The following is a 21,149-nucleotide window of genomic DNA, read 5'->3' on the forward strand; positions in this document are numbered from 1 at the left end:
AGACTGAGCTTATGGGCTATCGGCCGGAAAGCAAACCCCGCGCGAGCGCTCACGGAAACTCAAGCAAGGCGCGTTTGTGAAAGTGAGCCGAATTGTGTTACGCAGCGGCGGTCGCGTAAGTCTGACCCGGACAACTGTGGGGCCGAAACCTTGACACCTCCGCTTCGCATGCTTTCGGGGGCGCGCCTGCTGCTCGCTCTCCTGTTTCTTGTGACAGCTCCCCTTGCCGCCGCCGCCAACGAAACGGCTGACGATGGCGACGTCGTGGGACCTTATCTCCTGGTCGATGCGAAGAGCGGGGACGTCCTCGAGGAGCACGATGCGCTCCGCCCCTGGTATCCGGCGTCCACCACCAAGCTGATGACGGCCTTTGTCGTCTTCCGCGCCCTCGAGGTTGGCGAGATCACGCTGAAATCGCCCGTGGTGATGTCGCAGCACGCCTACAACCAGCCTTATGCGGCGCGTTTCTTCAAACCCGGCTCGGTCCTGACGGTCGACAACGCGCTCAAGGTCATGCTGGCGCGCTCCTCCAACGACATGGCGATGGCGATCGCGGAATCGGTCGGCGACGGCTATGACAATTTTCTGCTGCGCATGAACCTCGAGGCGAAGCGCCTCGGCATGACGCGCACGCAATTCGTCAACCCGCACGGCCTTTACAGTCCGCACCAGGTCACCTGCGCGCGCGACCTCGCGCTTCTGACGCGGGCGATCTTCGACGAATTCCCGCGCTACCGGCATTATTTCAACGTCCCCGCCATCAAGGTCGGGGGTGCGGTGAAGCGCAACACCAACCTTCTGATCGGCCGCTACCGCGGCGCCACCGGGATGAAGACCGGCTATATCTGCGATTCCGGCTGGAACCTGGTCGCGACCGCGCAGCGCGGCCGGCGCGAATTGATCGCGGTCGTTCTCGGCGCCGACAACGGCATCGACCGCGCCGAACGCGCCGCCCGTCTGCTGGATGCAGGCTTCGACCGCGGCGGAGGGCTCTTCTCAGGCGGCCCCGACATCACCCGCATCAATTCCGGCTCCCGCTACACCGAGCCCTATGACATGCGCGATCAGGTGTGCAGCCCGCAGAAGGGCAAGCAGGTCGCCTCCAAGTCGAACCCGATCTACAAGCCCATGAAGGGCGGCCTCATCATGGTCGACGAGGGAGACGGCTTCAAACCCTCCCATATCGGCCAGCGCAAAGGTCCCGTGACCCCGATCGAGGTGGCGACCGGCGGCGTCGAAGGCCCGGGTGTCGACGGCCTTGCGCAGGAGATTTTGACGGCACAGCTCGGCGTCATGCCACGGCCGCGCCCGACGATCGCCATCCCGCCCCGGCCGCAGCTCGCGACGGCCTTCGCGCCGAGCGAAGACGTGAACAAGGCCGCGCCCGTCGATCCCGTCCTGCTCCTTGCCGCCCCGGCCCTGATGCCGCGCCCGCGGCCCGACCGGTAGGCGTAAGCGCCGCCCGAGCCGGCGGCCTTTCGACAAGCACCCTCAGCCGCCGGTTTCGATCTCGTAGCGGCTGACACCCTCGTCGTCGTGACGCCCCAAAAAACGGTGACCGCGTTCGCTGCAGAAATGCGGAATGTCGATCGCCGCCATCGGGTCGGTCGCCAGGACCACGACCCGCACGCCCGGTGGCAGCGCCGCGATCCCCTTGGCGGTTTTCAAGACCGGCAGCGGGCATTTCAGCCCGCGCACGTCGATGACGTGGCAGTTGTTTTCTTCATCCCCTGAATGAATGGCCAACATCGGCCTCCTTGCAGGCTTGACCTCTTCAATTTCCGTCCCTGGTATGGGAAGAGATGCCAGAAACAGCAAGAATGCCGCGGGCTCTTCTGCCTGAAGCGGCGGGGGAGACGATGGGCTTAATCGAAAGAATCAAGAGCGAACTCGCCTATGTACGCGGCGCCCTGCGTGCACTTCGCAAAGTCAGCTCGGCGGCAAAGAACCGCAACCGCACTTTTCCCGATCTGATCGAGGACATCGCAAAAGAGCATGGCGACCGGCCGGCGATGATCGCCGAGAACGAGCGCATGAGCTACCGCGAATACAACGAGCGGGCCAACCAATATGCCCGCTGGGCCATCGCCAACGGCGTCAAAAAGGGCGATTGCGTCGCCCTGATGATGCCGAACAAGCCGGAATACATGGCCGCCTGGCTCGGCATCGCGCGCGCCGGCGGCGTCACCGCCTGCCTCAACACCAATCTGCGCGGGCCGGTCCTCGCCAATTGCGTGAACATCGTGGAGCCGAAGCACATCATCGTCGACACGGCGATCTCCGACGGCTTTCACACCGCCGATCCCTTTCTTCAGACGAAAGCGGAATACTGGGCCTATGGCAGCGGCGTGGACGCGTGGAAACGGCTCGACGAGGCGCTCGACACCTTCAGCCGCGATCCGCTCGAGGCTTCCGAAAGACCGAAGCTGACCACGTCGGACCGCTGCCTCTTCATCTATACGAGCGGCACGACCGGCATGCCGAAGGCCGCCAACATCAACCACTACCGCGTGCTCGCCATCTCGCTCGGCTTCAACGGCGCCATGGATATGAAGCCGCACGACCGCATCTATGTCTGCCTGCCGCTCTATCATACGACCGGCAGCGTGCTCGCGTCCGGCGCGGCGCTGACAGCGGGCGCCAGTGTCGTCATCCGCGAGAAATTCTCCGCCAGCCAGTTCTGGGACGACGTCGTCGACTACGAATGCACGATCTTCCAGTATATCGGCGAGCTCTGCCGCTACCTCTTGAACAGCCCGACGCACCCCAAGGAACGCCAGCACAAACTTCGGCTTGCCTGCGGCAACGGTCTGCGTCCCGACATCTGGGAAGATTTCAAGAACCGCTTCGCCATCCCGAAGATCCTGGAATGGTATGCGGCGACGGAAGGCAACGCCGTCTTCTTCAATTTCGACGGCAAGGTCGGCTCCGTCGGGCGCATTCCGAAATGGGCGGAGAAGCGCTTCGTCACCGAGATCGTCCGCTTCGACCATTCCTCCGAAGAGCCGGAGCGCGGTCCCGATGGCTTCTGCATGAAATGCGCGCCGGGTGAAATCGGGGAGGTGATCTCGCAGATCATCGACGATCCGAGCCGTCCGAGCCAGCGTTTCGAAGGCTACGCCGATCCCAAGGCGACCGAGAAGAAGATCCTCAAGGACGTCTTCGCAAAGGGCGATATGTGGTTCCGCACCGGCGACCTCATGAAGAAGGACGAAATGGGCTACTTCTATTTCGTCGATCGCATCGGGGACACCTTCCGCTGGAAGGGCGAGAACGTCGCCACCTCCGAAGTGGCGGAGGCGATCACCGTCTATCCGGGCGTCAAGGATGCCAATGTCTTCGGCGTTTCGGTGCCCAACACCGACGGGCGCGCCGGCATGGCCTCGCTCGTCGTCGAAGACGCCTTCGATATGAACGGCTTCTACGTCCATGTGGAACGGCATCTGCCGCGGTATGCGCGGCCGATCTTCCTGCGCCTGCAGCAATCGATGGAAATGACCGGCACCTTCAAGCAGCGCAAGGTCGACCTCGTGCGCGAGGGCTTCGACCCGAACCGCATCGCCGATCCGCTCTATATGCTGCACCCGGAAAAGCAGACCTATGTGCCGCTCGACACGGGCCTCTATGAAGAGGTCGAGAGCGGCGATCTTCGGCTTTGAGGCAAGTGATGTCACCGACAAATCCGGGCCCGCACGACGTGATCGCCTTCTGGCGCGAGGCGGGCCCGGAGAAGTGGTTCAAGAAGAGCGACGCCTTCGATCGCGAGATCGACGAGCGTTTCGGCGCCCTGCATGAGGCCGCATCGAAGGGCGCGCTCGAGGACTGGGCCGAGACGCCGAACGGCGCTCTCGCCCTCATCCTCCTCCTCGATCAATTCTCTCGAAATCTCAACCGTCAGCGGCCGGAGGCTTTCGCCAACGACGCGGCAGCCCTTCGCCTGGCCAGGAAAGCTCTGTCTGAAGGCTACGAGAACCAGGTACCGGCGGACGTCGCGAAATTCTTCGTCATGCCCTTCATGCATTCGGAGAGCCTTCCCGACCAGGACCGTTGCGTTGCACTCAGCCACCGGCTCGACAAGGCCGGCACGCTCTCCTTTGCCCTGGAGCATCGGGACATCATCCGCCGTTTCGGCCGCTTTCCCCACAGAAATGCCGTGCTTGGCCGGCACACGAGTCCCGCGGAGCGGCGGTTTCTGAAGGAAGGCGGTTTTTCCGGCTGAAGCGGGGTCCGATCCTGCGGTGCGTTGTGCGAAGTTGAGCGGCCTTGTTAGGGATAATTTTACCTAATTCCCTCCCCGCCGCTCGGCCTCTGCTACCGTTGTATAATGGAGATGATGCCCCTGAAGAGCGACGCCGGATGGGTGAAAACCCCGGGCCCTGCCACAGAGCCGACATTCCGCCTTCTCATCGAGAAGCCGGAAGCCTTGAGCGTCCATGCCGACGAGATCGAAAGGCTGGCGGGCGAAAGCCTCGACGCCAATCCCTTCTATCTGCCGGCCTTCCTCGGCCCCGCCATCAGGGCGTTCGGCAACGGAGAGGTCGAGCTCGCGCTTTTCTATGCTGGCACCCGCCTCGTCTTTTTCGCGCCGATCCTGTGCGCACCTTTTCGCCGCGGCGCGCTGCGCATGGCCCAGATCTGGAGCCACAATTATGGCCCCCTCGGCGTGCCGCTGCTTGATCGCGCCCGCGGACACGCCGTCGCCCGGGCGCTCTTCGCCGATCTCGCAGACGCTGGCATCGAGCTTCTGATGCTGAGCGACACGCCCGTCCTCTGCGACACCTGGATCAGTCTGCGGCGGGCGGCCGAGGGCCGGGTTCACACGATCTTTCGCGAAGAACGTCCCATCCTCACCGCCGAGCCGGATGCCCTCCAGGAATTCGAAGCCGGCATCTCGTCACAGCGCCGCAAGGACATCGGCCGCCTTCGCCGCCGGCTGGAGGACGAGGGCCCGGTGGAGTTTTCGACGGCGACCGGCGCGGCGCTCCCCCCGGCACTCGACGATTTCCTCGCGCTGGAGGCCGCCGGCTGGAAGGGCCGCCGCGGCACCGCCATCCTCACCCATGCCGGCAGGCGCTTCGCCGAAGATGCGATCCTCGCGCTCGGCGCGCGCGATGCTGCCAGAATCGAGCGTCTGACGGTCGGCGGCAAGCTGGCCGCATCCTCGATCACGCTGGTCTCCGGCTCGCTCCTCATCCCCTGGAAGATCGCCTTCGACGAGAGCTTTTCGCGCTTTTCGCCGGGTGTTCAGCTTATCCTGCGCAACACCCGGCTATGGCTCTCGGATCCGACCATCGCCCGGATCGATCCCGTTTCGAACACCGCCGATGCCAGGCTGCTCACACATTACTGGCACCATCCGGAGCCTTATGAAGCGGCCGTTCTGGAGGTGACGCCGTCCGCCACGAGGGCGCGGCTTGCCCGCTCGGCCGAGCATGGGCGCTGGCTTCTTCGTCAGCAGGCGCGGGCCGTCCGCGACCGCCTGCAAGGACGCTTCCGCCGCAACTGACCCGAGCCGCAAAACGCCCGTGCAAGCTTCGTGCAAGCTTCGCGCAAGACAGGCGCGATAAGCTTAAACGACCCTCGGCAAAATTTCCTTCAGGTTTTAGCCGCAATCGTTTCGTCCTCTCAGGAGAATATTACGAATCTCGTGTAACGAGCTGACAGCGACCTCAGAGGAATTGAACCATGGCCAACTACGGAACGACGTTCGACCAGGCGATCATAACCTTCGCGTCGACGGCGCCCGATTATGGCTTCAACATCGCTGATGCCTTTGCGATCTGGGATCCGTGGATGGAACCCGATTTCGTCAGCGCTGCCAATTTCATGTCCGCCGACATCCAGATTCTTCAGGGTCCGATCGACGGCTATGGCGGCACGCTCGGCAATTGCGTGACCTATATCAGCGGCACGACCATCACGAGCGCCGAGATCACCATCGACGAAGCCGATCCGGATCAGGATCACCTGTCGGTGCTCGCCCACGAGATCGGCCACGCCATCGGCCTCGACCACGACGATGATCCCACCTCGATCATGTATCCCTTTTCGATGGGCGTGATCACGCTGAATGCTGCGAACATCACCGAGCTGCAGTCCCTCTACGGACCGGACAGCGGCGACAATTATCTGGTCGGCACCGCCGAGGCCGACAATTTCTCCGGCGGCGCCGGCGCCGATACCATGTTCGGCGGCACGGGAGCGGACAATCTCCGCGGCGGGGACGGCGCCGACCTCATCTTCGGCGGCCAGGGCAATTTCGCCGATTACCTCGATGCGGGCAGCGGCAATGACACGGTCTATGGCGGCGACGGGGTCGACACGCTCTACGGCGGCACCGGCAACGATGCGCTCGGCGGCGGCGGCGGCACCGATCACATCTATGGCGGCGATGGCGCAGATCTTCTCTTCGGCGGCGGCGATGCCGCGGCCGACGATCTGAACGGCGAGGCTGGAAACGACGCCCTCTACGCCGGCGCAGGCAACGACACCTTGAAGGGCGGCACCGGCAACGACGAGCTGGGCGGCGCCGCCGGCAACGACGTGCTCCAGGGTGGCGACGGCAACGACACGCTTTATGGCGCGGCCGGCAACGATACGCTCTACGGCAGCAATGGCGCCGACCTCCTCTTCGGGGGCACGGGCGACGACCAGATCTATCTCGGCAGCTCCGACGGCGCCGCCGACATCTACGCCACCGTCGCAAACAACGGCGACGACACCGTCTTCGGCTTCGAGAACGGCATCGACCGCATCGACGTCTCCGACAACGGCTTCAGCAGCTTCTCAGAGCTCACAATTGCCCAGGACGGCGCGGGCAACGCCTTGATCGATCTCGGCGGCGGCGACGTTCTGACATTGAACGGCATCGCCGTCAGCGCTCTCGACGAAAGCGATTTCATCTTTCAAACGCTGACGAGCTGACACCCGCCAGTCTGGTCTCCCCGGCCTGCGGCGCCCACAGCGCACCATCCTTCCGGGCATGCCGATCTCGACCTCAGCCCCCTCCGCCGCTAAGAGGTAATCGAGGCAGCAAGGGGTTTTTTCCGTGTATCTCGGCATCGATATCGGCACGTCGTCCATCAAGGTCATCCTGATGACGGCGGCACAAGACGTTCTCGCTTCCGCCACCGCGCCGCTCGACGTGATGCGGCCGCAACCCGGATGGTCGGAGCAGGATCCGAACGCCTGGATCGCCGCGCTCGGCACGGCCATGGACGCCTTGAAGCGCGAACGTCCGGCCGAGGTCGCCGCCGTCAAAGGGATCGGCCTCTCCGGTCAGATGCATGGCGCCACGCTCGTCGCCAAGGACGGTGCGCCGATCCGCCCCTCGATCCTGTGGAACGACGGACGGTCCGCGGAGGAAGCGCGCCGCCTCGACGCCGATCCGCGCTTCCATGAGATCACCGGCAATCTCGTCTTTCCGGGCTTCACCGCGCCGAAGCTCGCCTGGGTGAAGACGCATGAGCCGGAAAACTTCGCCGCGACCGCCAAGGTGCTGCTGCCCAAGGACTTCGTGCGCCTTTATCTGACGGCGGATGCGGCAACCGACATGTCGGACGCCTCCGGCACCTCCTGGCTCGATGTCGGCAAGCGCTGCTGGTCGCCGGAGCTCCTGGCGGCGACGGATATGGACGAAAGCCAGATGCCGAAGCTCTACGAAGGCTCGCAGGCAACCGGCACGCTGCGCCCGGCACTGGCCCGCCTCTGGGGCATGACCGGCGAAGTGGTCGTCGCCGCCGGCGGGGGCGACAATGCCGCGGCCGCCTGCGGCGTGGGCGTCACCCATCCGGGCGCCGCCTTCGTCTCGCTCGGCACCTCGGGCGTCGTCTTCGCCGCAACGGAGGCTTTCGCGCCCAACGTGGAAAGCGCCGTTCACGCCTTCTGCCACGCCCTGCCGAACACCTGGCACCAGATGGGCGTCATCCTGTCGGCCGCAGGCTCGCTCGAATGGCTGAGCCGGCTTCTCAAGGAGCCGGTGCCCGATCTGATCGGCCATCTCGGCGCCACCCCGGATTACCCGGCGCCCGTCCTCTTCCTGCCTTATCTTTCCGGAGAGCGCACGCCCCACAACGATGCGGCGGCGCGCGGCGTCTTCATCGGCCTTGCGCAGGAAAGCGACCGCGCCACCCTCACCCAGGCGGTGCTGGAAGGCGTTGCCTTCGCACTCGCCGATTGCCAGGCAGCCCTTGCCGCCGCCGGCACCACCATTCCGCGCTATCTCGCGGTCGGGGGCGGCTCGCGCTCCAAGACCTGGCTGACGATCATGGCAAGCGCCCTCAACACCCCGATCGGCATTCCCGAAGAAGGCGATTACGGCGCCGCCTTCGGGGCGGCTCGTCTCGGCCTCCTGGCCGCAGAGGGCGGCGATCCCGCCGAGATCCTCACGCATCCGCCGCTCGCCGACACCATCGATCCGGTTCCGGCCCTGAGCGAAGCCTACCGCGACAGCTATGAGCGCTGGCGTGCACTCTATCCGGCGGTGCGCGACGTCATGCGGTAAGCCCGCGCGGCCACCGCATCTCGCCGGGAGATCGCCGACGGCCCTGCTGAGCCGGGGTGCGGCGACCACGTCCGCCCTCCCGCAACCCTTTGAACAAAAAGCGCTCGCGCCTGCTTTTCAGGCGCTTCAAAGTGTTGTGCAAATGAAAAATTTGACCAACTGGTCGAAAATGCGCATTCTTCCCGTGGGAACAGCAATATTCACGGGAGAAAGAAGCCGTGAACCAGATTTCGTCAGGCCTGCCGGCAGCAACACCGGCGGGCGAACCGGATATTTGTGCCGCCCGCCTAAATGTTGAAGATTATCTGAAGAATTTTTCTGACCTGCACCCGCCGCTTTCGCCGCACGAGGCGCTGGTGGAGGCAGACCGTTGCTATTTCTGTTTCGACGCCCCCTGCACCGAGGCCTGCCCGACCTCGATCGACATCCCGCTCTTCATCCGCCAGATCCAGGCGCACAATTCGAAGGGCGCGGCCGAGACGATTTTCGAGCAGAACATTCTGGGCGGCATGTGCGCCCGCGTCTGCCCGGTGGAGACGTTGTGCGAGGAAGCCTGCGTCCGCAATCTCGCCGAGGACAAGCCGGTGAAGATCGGCTTCCTGCAGCGCTTTGCGACCGACGCGATGATGGCGGCAGGCGAGCATCCTTTCGAACGCGCAGCGCTAAGCGGCAAGCGCGTCGCCATCGTCGGTGCGGGACCGGCGGGGCTCTCCTGCGCCCATCGGCTGGCCATGCATGGCCACGACGTCACGATCTTCGAAGCGCGCGACAAGCCCGGCGGCCTCAACGAATACGGCATCGCCGCCTACAAGACCCCGGACGGCTTTGCGCAGAAGGAAGTCGAATTCCTGCTCAGGATCGGCGGCATCACCATCGAAACGGGCAAAGCACTCGGGCGCGAGCTCAGCCTCGACGGCTTGAAAGCTGATTACGACGCAATCTTCCTCGGCCTCGGACTTGCCGGCGTCAACGCGCTCGGCGCCGAAGGTGAGGATGCCTCAGGCTCCGCCGACGCCATCACCTGGATCTCCGACCTGCGCCAGACGCTCGACCTTTCCACGCTGCCGATCGGGCGCCGCGTCGTCGTCATCGGCGGCGGCATGACCGCCGTCGACGCGGCCGTGCAGTCGAAGCTTCTCGGCGCCGAAGAGGTCACGATCGTCTACCGCCGCGGCCCCGAGGCCATGAAGGCCTCCGGCTTCGAGCAGGAACTCGCCCAGACGAAGGGCGTCACCATCCGCCATTGGGCCAAGCCGAAGCGCCTCCTCGCCGAGAACGGTCATGTGGCAGGGATCGAGCTCGAGCGCACCCGCGAGGAAGACGGCCGCCTCGTCGGCACGGGCGAAACCTTCGCTCTCGCAGCCGACATGGTGTTCAAGGCGATCGGCCAGACCTTTCTGCCCGCCTCGCTCGACGGCGCGGCCGAAGCCATCGCGCTCGCGCGCGGCCGCATCGACGTCGACGACGAACGCCGCACCTCGGTTACCAGTATCTGGGCCGGCGGCGACTGCGTCCTCGGCGGCGAAGATCTCACCGTCGCCGCCGTCGAAGACGGCAAGGTCGCAGCCGAGAGCATCCACCGCGCATTGATGGGGTAAGAGACAGAACATCTCGACACTGTCGGAGAATGCCATGAAGCCCATCAAAGACACCAAACTTACGGATCAAAGAGACACAAGCTCTCCATGGGACGAAAGCGCGATTGAATTTATCTCTTCATCACACGAAATAAATGCGTGGATAACATCCATAACAAAGACAGATTTAATTAAAGACACAAACCCCTTCAAATCATCATCCACGTTAGAAATATATGGAGTTTTAAAGTATACGAAAATCGTGTTTATAAATATTGATTTTCAGTTCTCTGGGTGCGGTATAGGTGATTTTTCGTACTTTATTAACGGGGGAGTCCTATCTGAGAACGATGATAATTTAATGATATTAAGCATATCCCTCAATCAGCACGCAGATTTTTTAATCAATAATATAATTAAATCACACAAAACCGCTCTCGATATGGGGAAGACGTGTTCCGATATTCGTTTTTTCAAGAACCCCGGCGATGGAGAGATTACGCATGCCGAGCGCTTGAACAAGTATACGCGTGAAAGTCGATATCCGATCACGGGTTTGGTCACTTGGGACACACTCGAATCACCAAATCTTGCCAGATGGGCTCGCCCCTACGTGGATACGGCGTTCTCTATGGAAAACGCTCCTACTAATCCCTTCCAACAACCCGAGCTCACCTTACAGGAAGAATCGTTGGTTCGAAGGAGGTGACGATGCCCGACCTTTCTCCCAACGTCTTCGGCATTAGATCGCTGAACCCGCTTTGGATTGCCTTCGCGTCCACGCTACCGGCAGCTCACCCACCGAATTGCATACAAAACTCGCCCTCTACGAGACGGAAACCGGATGGTGGAAAGACTTCAGAGTTGAAGAGATGAGTTTCTCCACAGCACACCACCCGAACAATCAGTGTTGCTCAACTTGTTACTATTGGCTGCTCAACCCGAAAGGAAACGGAGCCGTTGAACGTTTGCGCAGCCGCCCTCCGTTTATCGAGCAAATCATACGGAGAGAAAAGCTCCCGGTCGGAGTCTGCCAAAGATACCCACCCCCTCCCCAAGGATTGTTCCAGAGAGGAGTTCCCGTGGAGACGAATGCTTCTCAGTGGTGCGGCGAGTGGAAGAGCGATGATATCGGACAAGGCCTATAGCTCAAGAGAGCCGCGCAACTGAAACAACTCATCCGGAGGCGATATTTCATGCCTGACCTTTCTTCGAACTTTCTCGGCATCAAATCGCCGAATCCGTTCTGGCTCGCCTCCGCGCCGCCGACGGACAAGGAGTACAACGTGGTGCGCGCCTTCCGCGAAGGCTGGGGCGGCGTCGTGTGGAAGACGCTCGGCGAGGACCCGCATATCGTCAACGTCAACGGCCCGCGCTACGGCGCCATTCACGGGCCGGACCGGCGGCTCTTAGGCCTCAACAACATCGAACTGATCACCGACCGTCCGCTGGAGGTGAACCTTCGCGAGATCAAGCAGGTGAAGCGCGACTGGCCGGATCGCGCCGTCGTCGTCTCCCTCATGGTGCCCTGCGAGGAGAGTAACTGGGTCAACATCCTGCGCCGCGTGGAAGAAACCGGCGCCGACGGGATCGAGCTCAATTTCGGCTGCCCGCATGGCATGTCGGAGCGCGGCATGGGCTCAGCCGTCGGCCAGGTGCCGGAATACATCGAGATGGTCGCCCGCTGGTGCAAGGCGAACACGCGCATGCCCGTCATCGTCAAGCTGACGCCGAACATCACCGACATCCGCTACCCGGCGAGGGCGGCGCAGAAGGGTGGCGCCGACGCGGTCTCCCTGATCAACACCATCTCCTCCATCACCGGCGTCGACCTCGACCTCTTCGCCCCGGAACCGACCATCGACGGCAAGGGCTCGCATGGCGGCTATTGCGGCCCGGCGGTGAAGCCGATCGCCCTCAACATGGTGGCCGAGATCGCCCGCGATCCGGAAACCCGCAACCTGCCGATCTCCGGCATCGGCGGCATCACCACCTGGAAGGATGCGGCCGAGTTCATGGCGCTGGGGGCGCAGAACGTTCAGGTCTGCACGGCCGCGATGACCTACGGCTTCAAGATCGTCCGCGAGATGGTGGAAGGGCTCGAGCGCTGGATGGCCGAGAAGGGGTTTGAGACCCTCGACGACTTCATCGGCCGTGCCGTGCCCAACGTCACCGACTGGCAGTATCTCAACCTCAATTACGTCACGAAGGCGCGCATCGACCAGGAGCTCTGCATCAAATGCGGGCGTTGTCACATCGCCTGCGAGGACACTTCGCACCAGGCGATCACCCACATGGTCGACGGCAAACGCCATTTTGAGGTGATCGACGCCGAATGTGTCGGCTGCAATCTCTGCGTCAATGTCTGCCCGGTCGAGAACTGCATCACCATGGAGCAGGTCGCCGATTACGATCCCCGCACGAAAAAGCCGATCCCGGCCGAATACGGCAACTGGACGCGCCACCCGAACAACCCGATGGCGAAGCCCGACGCCGACATCGAAAAGATCGTCCCGGACGCGGCGGAGTAGCGCCAACGCCGGCTGCGCTCGCCGCATCGTCGTGATATTCTCGGGCAACCAAGAGCGAGGATCGACGGATGACTGAAAGCTCAACCCATTCGATCGAAATCACGGCAGACTGGGACCCTGAGGCAAGGGTGTGGGTCGCGGTCAGCGAGGACGTGCCGGGACTGGTGGTAGAGGCACGCAGTGTTGACACACTTGTCGCGGAGATCGAGGCGCTCATACCGCAACTCCTGAGAGCAAACGGGCATCATTCCGACGCCCCCGCAGGGATCGAGTATCATCTGACAGCCCACGTTCGGAGCACCCTTTCCGCTGCTGCGTGAGATCCTTCTGGCTCATCGCGATCGGGGGCGACGGCGATGGGAAACTACTACCGAGATTTGGCAAAGATACTCAGGGCCAACGGCTGTCGCTTCGTACGGCAGGGGACAGGCAGCCATGAAGTCTGGTACAGCCCGCTTTCACAACAGCATTTCACCGTGGCGGTGACCGTAGCTTCGCGCCACACCGCGAACGCGATACTCAAGCAAGCTGGCATATCCCGAAAGCTGTAGAGCGGCTCAGCTGAGTCGCATCCGGCCCACCCCGACACGCTCATTCGACATTTCTGCGATCGTCTTCGTCTTCCCCGAAAGCCGCGCGCCGAGCGTGAGGAGGGCGGGCAGCGCTTCGATCGCGCCTCCCATCAGCCGCGCGCCAGCCGGCCTCAGAGCAAGCCCGGCGATGGCGGAAGCGGCGAGGATGCGTGCACCGAACTGGGCGCGCCAGCGGCGGGAATAGCGGCGGCCGGCCGCATCACGTTCGGCACGTCTCGCCGGATCGATCGCTTCAAGCTCTTCGGCGAGATGCCAGGCCGATTGCATCGCCATCGAAATCCCCTCCGCGATCACCGGATGCGATTCCCCCGCCACATTGCCGATGCGAAAGACGTCGTCCCGGTAGCGGGCGCGCATGCCGGGCCGGATCGGCCCGGCCGCAAGCCATTGACCTTGAAGTTGCGCCTCGCCGATCGCCGCGCGCACGCCGCGACAGGAGGCGAGGAGATGGCGGTGCACCGCATCCGAAGCCGAGCCACCGCCGGCCTCCTTGCGAAGGGCTGCGAGCGCATCGCGGCGGATGCAGAGCGACAGCGAAAGCCGGCCACGATCCGCCCACACCATGCCGCCATAGCCGCCGGGAAAGACAAGAAGCGGCATCAGGTCCGGCTCCAGCCTCGCCCCCGAAAAGTGCGCCTTGAAGCCGAGGAGATCGGATGGAGCGTTGGTCTTCTGAAGCTGGCTCGGCAGGCCGCCCGGCTCCCAGGAACCATGGGCGGCGATGACGACCGGGGCCGACAAGGTCGCCTCCTCATCGCGCGAGGCGATCGTCACCGCGCTCTCGTCCCCGCTCGGACGCACACCGGTGGCGCGGAACGGCTGGAAGAGTGTGGCGCCGGCACGCGACGCCTCCTGCACCAGAAGATCGTCGAGCACGTCGCGACCGAGCGCCCGCCCGAATCCTGCCCCATGCGCGGCCGGCATCCGTGCCGTCACGACGCGTTCGCCAGAGAACAGCGCGACGCGCCGCACCTCCGGCCCGGCGAGCGATCGCCATGTGCTTCCGAGCCCCAGACGGTCGATCACCGCAAGGCTGGTTGCGGAGACGAACTCGCCGCAGACCTTTCGGCGCGGAAATTCCGCCTTCTCGACGAGCGCGACCTGAAAGCCGCGACGCGCAAGGACGATCGCCGCGGTGGAGCCCGCAGGTCCGGCGCCGAGGATGATCGCATCGAAGCTCATGCGGCCGCCGCCTCGCTCCGTCGCGCCACGAAGGCCTGGGTGAAGAGCCCCCGCCGCCCCTCCTGAAGCCTTCCGCGAAAGCCTGCCGGCCAGAGCGCCGAGAGCTCCCTGCCCGCAAAGCCGGCGCGCACGCTCGCCACCGCGTCGTGGCGCGTGACGTCGTTGGCGCCGATCGCCCAGAGCATGTGCGCCGTAACGAGAGGCAGCTTCCCGCGGAGCGGCTCCGTCGCGACGAAGACCGGCGCGATCTCCGCAACTCGGGCAAAGAGACGACCGAGCTCTTCGTCGTCAAAATGATGCAGGAAGAGGTTTGCGGTGACGAGATCGAAATCTCGGTCTGCCGATCGCTCGACATAGTCGAAGACGTCGGCCTGAACGGGCCGCACCTTCCAGCCGAGTGCGCCGAAGGCGGCGAAACTCTCATCGCTCAACAGATGCTGCCGGTCGAGGAGAACGAGGTCGACATCCCGCCAGTGGGGCGCCAGCCGGCGCGCGAGCTTCACCATAAAGGTGCCGTCGCCCGCGCCGATCTCCAGAATACGTTTGGGCGGTTTCACGAGGCTCGCGCGCAGAAGACCCGCTGCGATCGGCGCCTGCGCCATGATCACATTGATCCACTTCAAGTCGCGACGAGAGCCGACCGCCCGCGGATCCTGCTCCGACAGCTGATCGAGGATCTCCGGCTCGACCCGCCGAAACGCCAGGCCGCTCATGGCTGCCGTCCGACGGCTTCAAAGCGCATCGTCTCTGCCGTCAGACCCGGCCCGAAAGCCATACCGCAGCCGCGTTCGCCGGCCTTTGCCGTCGCCAGCATCTTTTCCAGCACGAACATGACGGTCGCCGAGGACATGTTGCCGTTGTCGCGTAGAACCGCCCGCGAGCAGTCGAGGGCATGCGCGTCCAGAGCGAGCGCCCGCTGCACCGCATCGAGCACGGAGCGTCCGCCCGGATGCACCGCCCAGAGATCGATGTCCTCGACCGCCGTGTTGCCCAAAACCTCTCGCTGACGGCCCCCGAGCAATTCATGAATGACCGCCGGGACACGGCCCGAAAGCACCATGTCGAAACCGTCGTCACGCACGTTCCAGGTCATCAATTCGCGGCTGTCGGCGGCAAGGAGCGTGCGAAAACTGTCGAGCCGAAGGCCGACCGGGTCGGCCGAGACGAGCGAGGCGGCGCAGCCGTCGCCCCAGAGGCAGAAGGAAAGAAGCGCCTCCATGTCGACGGTGTCTTTCAAGTGCAAGGTGCAGAGCTCGATGTTGACGACGAGCACCCGCGCTTCCGGTTCGGAGCGCACGATGTGGCGGGCGAGTTTCAGCGCGTTGAGCGCCGCGTAGCAGCCCATGAAGCCGACGAGCGTGCGCTCCACCGTTTGGGCAAGGCCGCAGCGCGCGACGAGTTCGAGATCGATGCCGGGCGCGGAAAAACCGGTGCAGCTCGTCACGATGAGATGCGTGACGCGGTCGCGCTCCTCTTCGAGATCGAGCCGCTCCACGGCAATCTCCGCGAGGTCCGGCGCATGGCTCTCGTAAAGGTCCATGCGCTGCGCCGTTCCCGGAAACGCACCGCGCAGGAAAATACCGCCCGCATCGACCTTGATGCCTTCGGGGTCCTCGGCCGGCGCCACACAGGAATAGCGGTGCTCGATACCGCCCTTGTCGGCCATCCGCGAAAAGATCGCCCGCTGGCGCGGGTCGTCCTTCAGCTGCGCCGCGGCAAAGCCAAGGAAATAGCGGTGCACGTCGTTGGCGGGCACCGCCGTCGCAATGCGGTTGATATAGGCTTCGGCCAAAATGCCCTCGACGCGAATTGCTGTTGTCAGCAAGATTAAGTAGCGCCCATCGGCACATGACAAAGGCAAACGCCGCTCGAATTTCCACTTCGACCGTCACGACGACGCCAAGAAACCAAATCCCTTTTGGCAACCTGCTCGGAATGCTTCTATTCCGCACCGCTGGCCGGCACGATCAGCCTCTCGGGCACCAGCACCTTGTCGATGACGTCGATCAGGCCGTTGCTGGCCGCGATATCGGCCTTGCGGATGCGCGCCTCGCCGACCATCAGCTGATCGCCGATCGAGGTCACGGTCAGCTTGGAGCCATCGAGCGTCTCGACCTCCGTCGCGCCGTCGAAGGATTTCGTCGGCAGCGCGGCTTCCACGATATGGTGGCGCAAGAGAGCGGCGAGCGTCTCCTTGCCGTCCGGCTTCTTCAGCATCTCTTCAAGCTCGCTCGGCAATTGCTCGAAGGCGACATTGTCCGGCGCGAGCAGCGTCAGCGGCTCATCGCCCTGCAGCGTTTCCTTGAGGCCGGCTGTCTCGACAGCCTCGGCCAGCGAGGAGAGTTCCGGCCGGTTTTCGATCGCGCTCCACAAATCCGCCTCGGCGGCAAACGCAGGTGCACTTTGAAGCCCGAGGCCGACAACAGCAGCAGCGGCGAGAATTTTCAGATGATTGCGCACGATATCCTCCCTCGTTGCGGGATCAACGGCGCGGGCCGGAACCCGTTCGACGGGTGCAGTCATATTTGCGCGAGGCGTCTTTCTGACGACGACAAGGAGGCGGAGGTGAGGCGTGCCCCGGTCAGCCGCCCCGTCAGCGTGGCAGGAGGCCCTCGAGAACCACCCGCCGCACGGTCTCGGCCGCGGTGTCGAAACGCGTCTCGTCGTCGGAGACGAGGACCGCACGCACCTGGACATCGAAATCGGCGTAATGCTGGGTCGTCGCCCAGATCATGAAAATGAGATGGCGCGGATCGACCGGACGGAGGCGGCCGGCCGCGATCCAATCGGCGATGATGCGCGATTTTTCATCGACGATCGCCTTCAACGGCCCGTGGAGGAATTCGATGATGGCACCGCCGCCCTGCAGGATCTCGCTCGCAAAAAGCCGCGACGCCGCCGGATTGTCGCGCGACATGGCGATCTTGGCGTCGATATAGCGCGACAGCTCTTCGGCCGGATCGCCGTCGGCCTTCATCGCGGCAAGCGGGGCGAGCCATTGGGCCAGCGTCTCTTCGAGCACCGCCACGTAAAGGCTCTTCTTGCGCGGGAAGTAATAAAGAAGATTGGGCTTCGACATGCCGGCCTTTTCGGCGATCTCGTCGAGCGTGGCGCCACGATAACCATAGGCGGAAAAGACGGAAAGCGCTGCCTGCAGAATGGCTTCGCGATTGACGGTCTGAATGCGCGTTCTCTTCCTCTTGGAGATGGCATCATCCAGCATCTTTGCCCCGCCCGAACGGATGCCTACTTGCTAGGCAGTCAGTCCAGCTTTTCGCCTTGACCGTAAATTAAGCCCCACCTAGCGTGAGATTTGACCATTTAGTCAAGTTTTCTGCCCCGCATGGCAGAAACCACAGGGGGGAATGCTGTGGACTCCAATCTGCGGATCAATGCCGACCGGCTTTGGAATTCCATTCACGAAATGGCCGAGATCGGACCGGGCCTGCGCGGGGGCAACAACCGCCAGACCTTGACCGATGACGACGCCGAGGGCCGGCACCTGTTCAAGACATGGTGCGACGAGGCCGGGCTCACGATGGGCATCGACGAGATGGGGACGATGTTCGCCCGTCGCGAAGGCACCGACCCGGACGCCCTGCCCGTCTATGTCGGCTCGCATCTCGATACACAGCCGACCGGCGGCCGCTATGACGGCGTTCTGGGCGTGCTCGGCGCGCTTGAGGCCGTGCGCTCGCTCAACGATCTCAACATCAAGACGAAGCACCCGATCGTCGTCGTTAACTGGACGAACGAGGAAGGTGCGCGCTTCGCCCCGGCGATGCTCGCCTCCGGCGTTTTCGCCGGCGTCCACACGCTCGATTACGCCTATGGCCGCAAGGATCTCGAAGGCAAGACCTTCGGCGAGGAGCTCGCCCGCATCGGCTGGAAGGGCGACGAAAAAGTCGGCGCGCGCAAAATGCACGCCTATTACGAATTGCATATCGAGCAGGGCCCGATCCTCGAAGCCGAGAACAAGGAAATCGGCGTCGTCACCCATTGCCAGGGCCTGTGGTGGCTCGAATTCACGCTGACCGGCAAGGAGGCCCATACCGGCTCCACGCCGATGGCGATGCGCGTCAATGCCGGCCTCGCCATGGCCCGCATTTTCGAGATGGTGCAGAAGGTGGCGATGGACGCCCAGCCGAACGCCGTCGGCGGTGTCGGCCAGGTGACGTTCCAGCCGAACTCGCGCAACGTCCTGCCCGGCAAGGTCGTCTTCACCGTCGATATCCGCACCGTCGATCAGGAGAAGCTCGACGGCATGCGCGCCCGCATCGAGAAGGAGGCGGCCGCGATCTGCGCCGAGATCGGCGTCGGCTGCGAGGTGGAGGCGGTTGGCCATTTCGATCCGGTCACCTTCACGCCCGAGCTCGTCGCCACCGTACGCAAGGCCGCGGAGACGCTCGGTTACGCCCACATGGACATCGTGTCGGGCGCCGGCCACGACGCCTGCTGGGCGGCAAAAGTCGCCCCCGCCACCATGGTCATGTGCCCCTGCGTCGACGGCCTGTCGCACAATGAAGACGAAGACATCTCCAAGGAATGGGCCGAGGCCGGCGCCAATGTCCTCTTCCACGCAGTGCTCGAAACGGCGGAGATTGTGAGCTGAGCGGCACTCACTGCCGAAGCGTTCGGGCTCAGGGAGGATCGGATGAGATGTTCGGTACGGTCTCCTTCGACCCCCACCCCTATCCCCTCCCCACAAGGGGGAGGGGGATATGCCGTGCTTGTCGGGTCATGCCGATGACACCCTCCACGATCGAACCTCGGACGATCGGCCTGGCGCGCGCATTCCGGCGCGACCTGACGCTCGGCGAGAGGAAGCTATGGAACGAGCTGCGCGAGCTTCGCCGGCTCCATGGGGTTCACGTGCGAAGGCAGGCACCGATAGGGCCGTATGTCGCCGATTTTGCCGTTCACTCCGAGAAGCTCGTCATCGAAGTGGATGGCCACCATCATCTCCACAGCAGAACCGCTGCGAGAGATCGCACGAGAGATGCGTGGCTGAAAACTCAAGGATATCGCATCCTGCGCTTTTCGACCGCCGAGATCGATGAAGCCTTCGACGGATGCGTGGAGGAAATCCTGCGGGAGCTGGGGATTGCATGAGAAGAGAAATCCCGCGTTCCGCGCGAAGCGCCGATCTCGAAGGAGAGCCCCAGCCACAGACAAAGCCTCGATTGCAGAAGCTGGGCGGGGCAGAGTGGTCATCCCTCCCCCTTGTGGGGAGGGAATGAGGGTGGGGGTCTTCGGAGTGCAAGTCCGGAAAAGAGTTTAGGGGAGCAAGAGCGCCATGACCAAGATCATCAAGGGCGGCACGGTCGTCACCGCTGACCGCACCTACAAGGCCGACGTCTTCATCCAGCACGACAAGATCGTGGCGATCGGCCCCGATCTCAATCACGACGCCGATCACGTGATCGATGCGACCGGCTGCTACGTGATGCCGGGCGGCATCGACCCGCACACCCATATGGAAATGCCCTTCATGGGCACGCATTCGACCGACGATTTCGATTCCGGCACGGCCGCGGCGCTTGCCGGCGGCACCACGATGACCGTCGATTTCTGTCTGCCCGCGCCGAACCAGGGCCTCATCGACGCGCTCCAGCAATGGTACCAGAAGGCTGGAAAAGCGCGCACCGACTATTCCTTCCACATGGCCATCACCTGGTGGGACAAGCAGGTCTTCGACGAGATGCCGAAGGTCGTCGCGCAGGGCATCAACACCTTCAAGCATTTCATGGCCTACAAGGGCTCCTTGATGGTGAACGACGACGAGATGTTCGCCTCCTTCTCCCGCTGCGCGGAGATCGGGGCGATGCCGCTCGTCCATGCCGAAAACGGCGATGTCGTCGCCTTCCTGCAGCAGAAGCTTCTCGCCGAAGGCAACAACGGGCCGGAAGCGCACGGCTTTTCGCGCCCGCCGGAAGTCGAGGGTGAGGCCGCCAACCGCGCCATCATGATCGCCGACCAGGCGGGCGTGCCGCTTTATATCGTGCATGTCTCCTGCGAGCAGACGCATGAGGCGATCCGCCGGGCGCGCCAGAAGGGCATGCGCGTCTTCGGCGAGCCGCTCATCCAGCATCTCCTCCTCGACGAGACGGAATACTTGAACGACGATTGGGACTATGCCGCCCGCCGGGTGATGTCGCCCCCCTTCCGCAGCAAGGACCATCAGAACTCGCTCTGGGCGGGGCTTGCCGCGGGTTCTCTCCAGGTCGTCGCCACCGACCATTGCGCCTTCACCACGGAGCAGAAGCGCATGGGGCTCGGCGATTTCACAAAAATCCCGAACGGCACCGGCGGCATCGAGGAGCGCCTGCCGCTTCTGTGGACCTATGGCGTCCGGACGGGCCGGCTGACGATGAACGAATTCGTCGCCGCCACCTCCACCAACATCGCCAAGATCCTCAACATCTATCCGCGGAAGGGCGCGATCGTCGAAGGCGCGGATGCCGACATCATCATCTGGGATCCCGAGGCGACGAAGACGATCACCGCAGGGAGCCAGAAATCGGCGATCGACTACACGGTCTTCGAAGGCATGCCCGTGCATGGCCTGCCGCGGATGACCCTGTCGCGCGGCCGCGTCGCCTATGAGGAGGGCGAGGTGAAGGCCGGCACCGGCGATGGCCGCTTCGTGGAGCGCCCGGCCAATCCGCCGGTTGCGAAAGCGCTGTCGACATGGAAAGAGCTCACGGCCCCGCGCCGCGTGGAGCGCGCCGGCATTCCGGCTGGTGTTTGAGGAGCCACATGC

General features: G+C 63.7%; 20 protein-coding genes. 14 read left to right on the plus strand and 6 right to left on the minus strand.

The window, feature by feature from the left end; all coding sequences use genetic code 11:
• Positions 1-150 precede the first annotated feature (150 nt).
• Positions 151-1,449 (plus strand): D-alanyl-D-alanine carboxypeptidase family protein, encoded by a 1,299-nt coding sequence (locus L0F51_RS11405; protein WP_234629239.1) that lies wholly within the window; start codon positions 151-153, stop codon positions 1,447-1,449.
• A 42-nt stretch (positions 1,450-1,491) separates the two neighbouring features.
• Here L0F51_RS11405 and L0F51_RS11410 read toward each other — a convergent pair whose 3' ends face one another.
• Complete coding sequence (locus L0F51_RS11410) at positions 1,492-1,818, minus strand: sulfurtransferase TusA family protein (protein WP_370642353.1); 327 nt, start codon at positions 1,816-1,818, stop codon at positions 1,492-1,494.
• A gap of 2 nt (positions 1,819-1,820) precedes the next feature.
• Here L0F51_RS11410 and L0F51_RS11415 point away from each other — a divergent pair, with 2 nt between their 5' ends.
• From L0F51_RS11415 to L0F51_RS11455, 10 genes are all read left to right on the plus strand, one after another.
• On the plus strand, positions 1,821-3,659 hold the full coding sequence (locus L0F51_RS11415) for a long-chain-acyl-CoA synthetase (RefSeq protein ID WP_234629240.1): 1,839 nt from the start codon (positions 1,821-1,823) through the stop codon (positions 3,657-3,659).
• 8 nt (positions 3,660-3,667) lie between these two features.
• Positions 3,668-4,219, plus strand: coding sequence for a DUF924 family protein (locus L0F51_RS11420; RefSeq protein WP_234629241.1), 552 nt, complete (start codon positions 3,668-3,670; stop codon positions 4,217-4,219).
• Between the two features lie 114 nt (positions 4,220-4,333).
• Positions 4,334-5,506 carry a GNAT family N-acetyltransferase gene (locus L0F51_RS11425; protein ID WP_234629242.1) on the plus strand — a complete coding sequence of 391 codons (1,173 nt, stop codon included), beginning with the start codon at positions 4,334-4,336 and terminating at the stop codon, positions 5,504-5,506.
• Between the two features lie 179 nt (positions 5,507-5,685).
• Positions 5,686-6,924, plus strand: coding sequence for a matrixin family metalloprotease (locus L0F51_RS11430; RefSeq protein WP_234629243.1), 1,239 nt, complete (start codon positions 5,686-5,688; stop codon positions 6,922-6,924).
• A 124-nt stretch (positions 6,925-7,048) separates the two neighbouring features.
• The gene (gene xylB, locus L0F51_RS11435) at positions 7,049-8,503 is read left to right on the plus strand and encodes a xylulokinase (protein WP_234629244.1); all 1,455 of its coding nucleotides are present in this window, start codon (positions 7,049-7,051) and stop codon (positions 8,501-8,503) included.
• Between the two features lie 218 nt (positions 8,504-8,721).
• Positions 8,722-10,101, plus strand: coding sequence for an NAD(P)-dependent oxidoreductase (locus L0F51_RS11440; RefSeq protein ID WP_234629245.1), 1,380 nt, complete (start codon positions 8,722-8,724; stop codon positions 10,099-10,101).
• Positions 10,102-10,135: 34 nt separating this feature from the next.
• Positions 10,136-10,789: a hypothetical protein gene (locus L0F51_RS11445; protein ID WP_234629246.1), complete on the plus strand. Its 654-nt coding sequence runs from the start codon at positions 10,136-10,138 to the stop codon at positions 10,787-10,789.
• A gap of 487 nt (positions 10,790-11,276) precedes the next feature.
• The gene (gene preA / locus L0F51_RS11450) at positions 11,277-12,611 is read left to right on the plus strand and encodes an NAD-dependent dihydropyrimidine dehydrogenase subunit PreA (RefSeq protein WP_234629247.1); all 1,335 of its coding nucleotides are present in this window, start codon (positions 11,277-11,279) and stop codon (positions 12,609-12,611) included.
• A 68-nt stretch (positions 12,612-12,679) separates the two neighbouring features.
• Positions 12,680-12,931, plus strand: a complete 252-nt coding sequence (locus L0F51_RS20170) for a DUF1902 domain-containing protein (protein WP_370642354.1) — start codon at positions 12,680-12,682, stop codon at positions 12,929-12,931.
• Between the two features lie 36 nt (positions 12,932-12,967).
• The gene (locus L0F51_RS11455) at positions 12,968-13,162 is read left to right on the plus strand and encodes a type II toxin-antitoxin system HicA family toxin (RefSeq protein WP_234629248.1); all 195 of its coding nucleotides are present in this window, start codon (positions 12,968-12,970) and stop codon (positions 13,160-13,162) included.
• A 6-nt stretch (positions 13,163-13,168) separates the two neighbouring features.
• Here the strand turns inward: L0F51_RS11455 and L0F51_RS11460 are convergent, their stop codons facing one another.
• From L0F51_RS11460 to rutR, 5 genes are all read right to left on the minus strand, one after another.
• Positions 13,169-14,386 (minus strand): NAD(P)/FAD-dependent oxidoreductase, encoded by a 1,218-nt coding sequence (locus L0F51_RS11460; RefSeq protein ID WP_234629249.1) that lies wholly within the window; start codon positions 14,384-14,386, stop codon positions 13,169-13,171.
• The gene (locus tag L0F51_RS11465) at positions 14,383-15,099 is read right to left on the minus strand and encodes a methyltransferase domain-containing protein (protein ID WP_234629250.1); all 717 of its coding nucleotides are present in this window, start codon (positions 15,097-15,099) and stop codon (positions 14,383-14,385) included. The genes L0F51_RS11460 and L0F51_RS11465 overlap by 4 nt, the downstream gene beginning before the upstream one ends.
• The gene (locus tag L0F51_RS11470) at positions 15,096-16,211 is read right to left on the minus strand and encodes a type III polyketide synthase (protein WP_234629251.1); all 1,116 of its coding nucleotides are present in this window, start codon (positions 16,209-16,211) and stop codon (positions 15,096-15,098) included. Before L0F51_RS11470 ends, L0F51_RS11465 begins: the two co-directional genes overlap by 4 nt.
• 116 nt (positions 16,212-16,327) lie before the next feature.
• A complete protein-coding gene (locus tag L0F51_RS11475; protein WP_234629252.1) occupies positions 16,328-16,846 on the minus strand; it encodes a fasciclin domain-containing protein in 519 nt (172 codons plus the stop codon).
• Between the two features lie 133 nt (positions 16,847-16,979).
• Complete coding sequence (gene rutR, locus L0F51_RS11480) at positions 16,980-17,609, minus strand: HTH-type transcriptional regulator RutR (protein WP_234629253.1); 630 nt, start codon at positions 17,607-17,609, stop codon at positions 16,980-16,982.
• 120 nt (positions 17,610-17,729) lie between these two features.
• Here rutR and L0F51_RS11485 point away from each other — a divergent pair, with 120 nt between their 5' ends.
• From L0F51_RS11485 to hydA, 3 genes are all read left to right on the plus strand, one after another.
• Positions 17,730-18,998, plus strand: coding sequence for a Zn-dependent hydrolase (locus L0F51_RS11485; protein ID WP_370642355.1), 1,269 nt, complete (start codon positions 17,730-17,732; stop codon positions 18,996-18,998).
• A gap of 47 nt (positions 18,999-19,045) precedes the next feature.
• Positions 19,046-19,498 carry an endonuclease domain-containing protein gene (locus L0F51_RS11490; RefSeq protein ID WP_234629254.1) on the plus strand — a complete coding sequence of 151 codons (453 nt, stop codon included), beginning with the start codon at positions 19,046-19,048 and terminating at the stop codon, positions 19,496-19,498.
• A 184-nt stretch (positions 19,499-19,682) separates the two neighbouring features.
• Positions 19,683-21,137: a dihydropyrimidinase gene (gene hydA / locus L0F51_RS11495; RefSeq protein ID WP_234629255.1), complete on the plus strand. Its 1,455-nt coding sequence runs from the start codon at positions 19,683-19,685 to the stop codon at positions 21,135-21,137.
• The last annotated feature ends 12 nt before the right edge of the window (positions 21,138-21,149 follow it).

Source organism: Afifella sp. H1R (assembly GCF_021462425.1).
GTDB classification, from domain to species: Bacteria; Pseudomonadota; Alphaproteobacteria; order Rhizobiales; family Afifellaceae; genus Afifella; species Afifella aestuarii.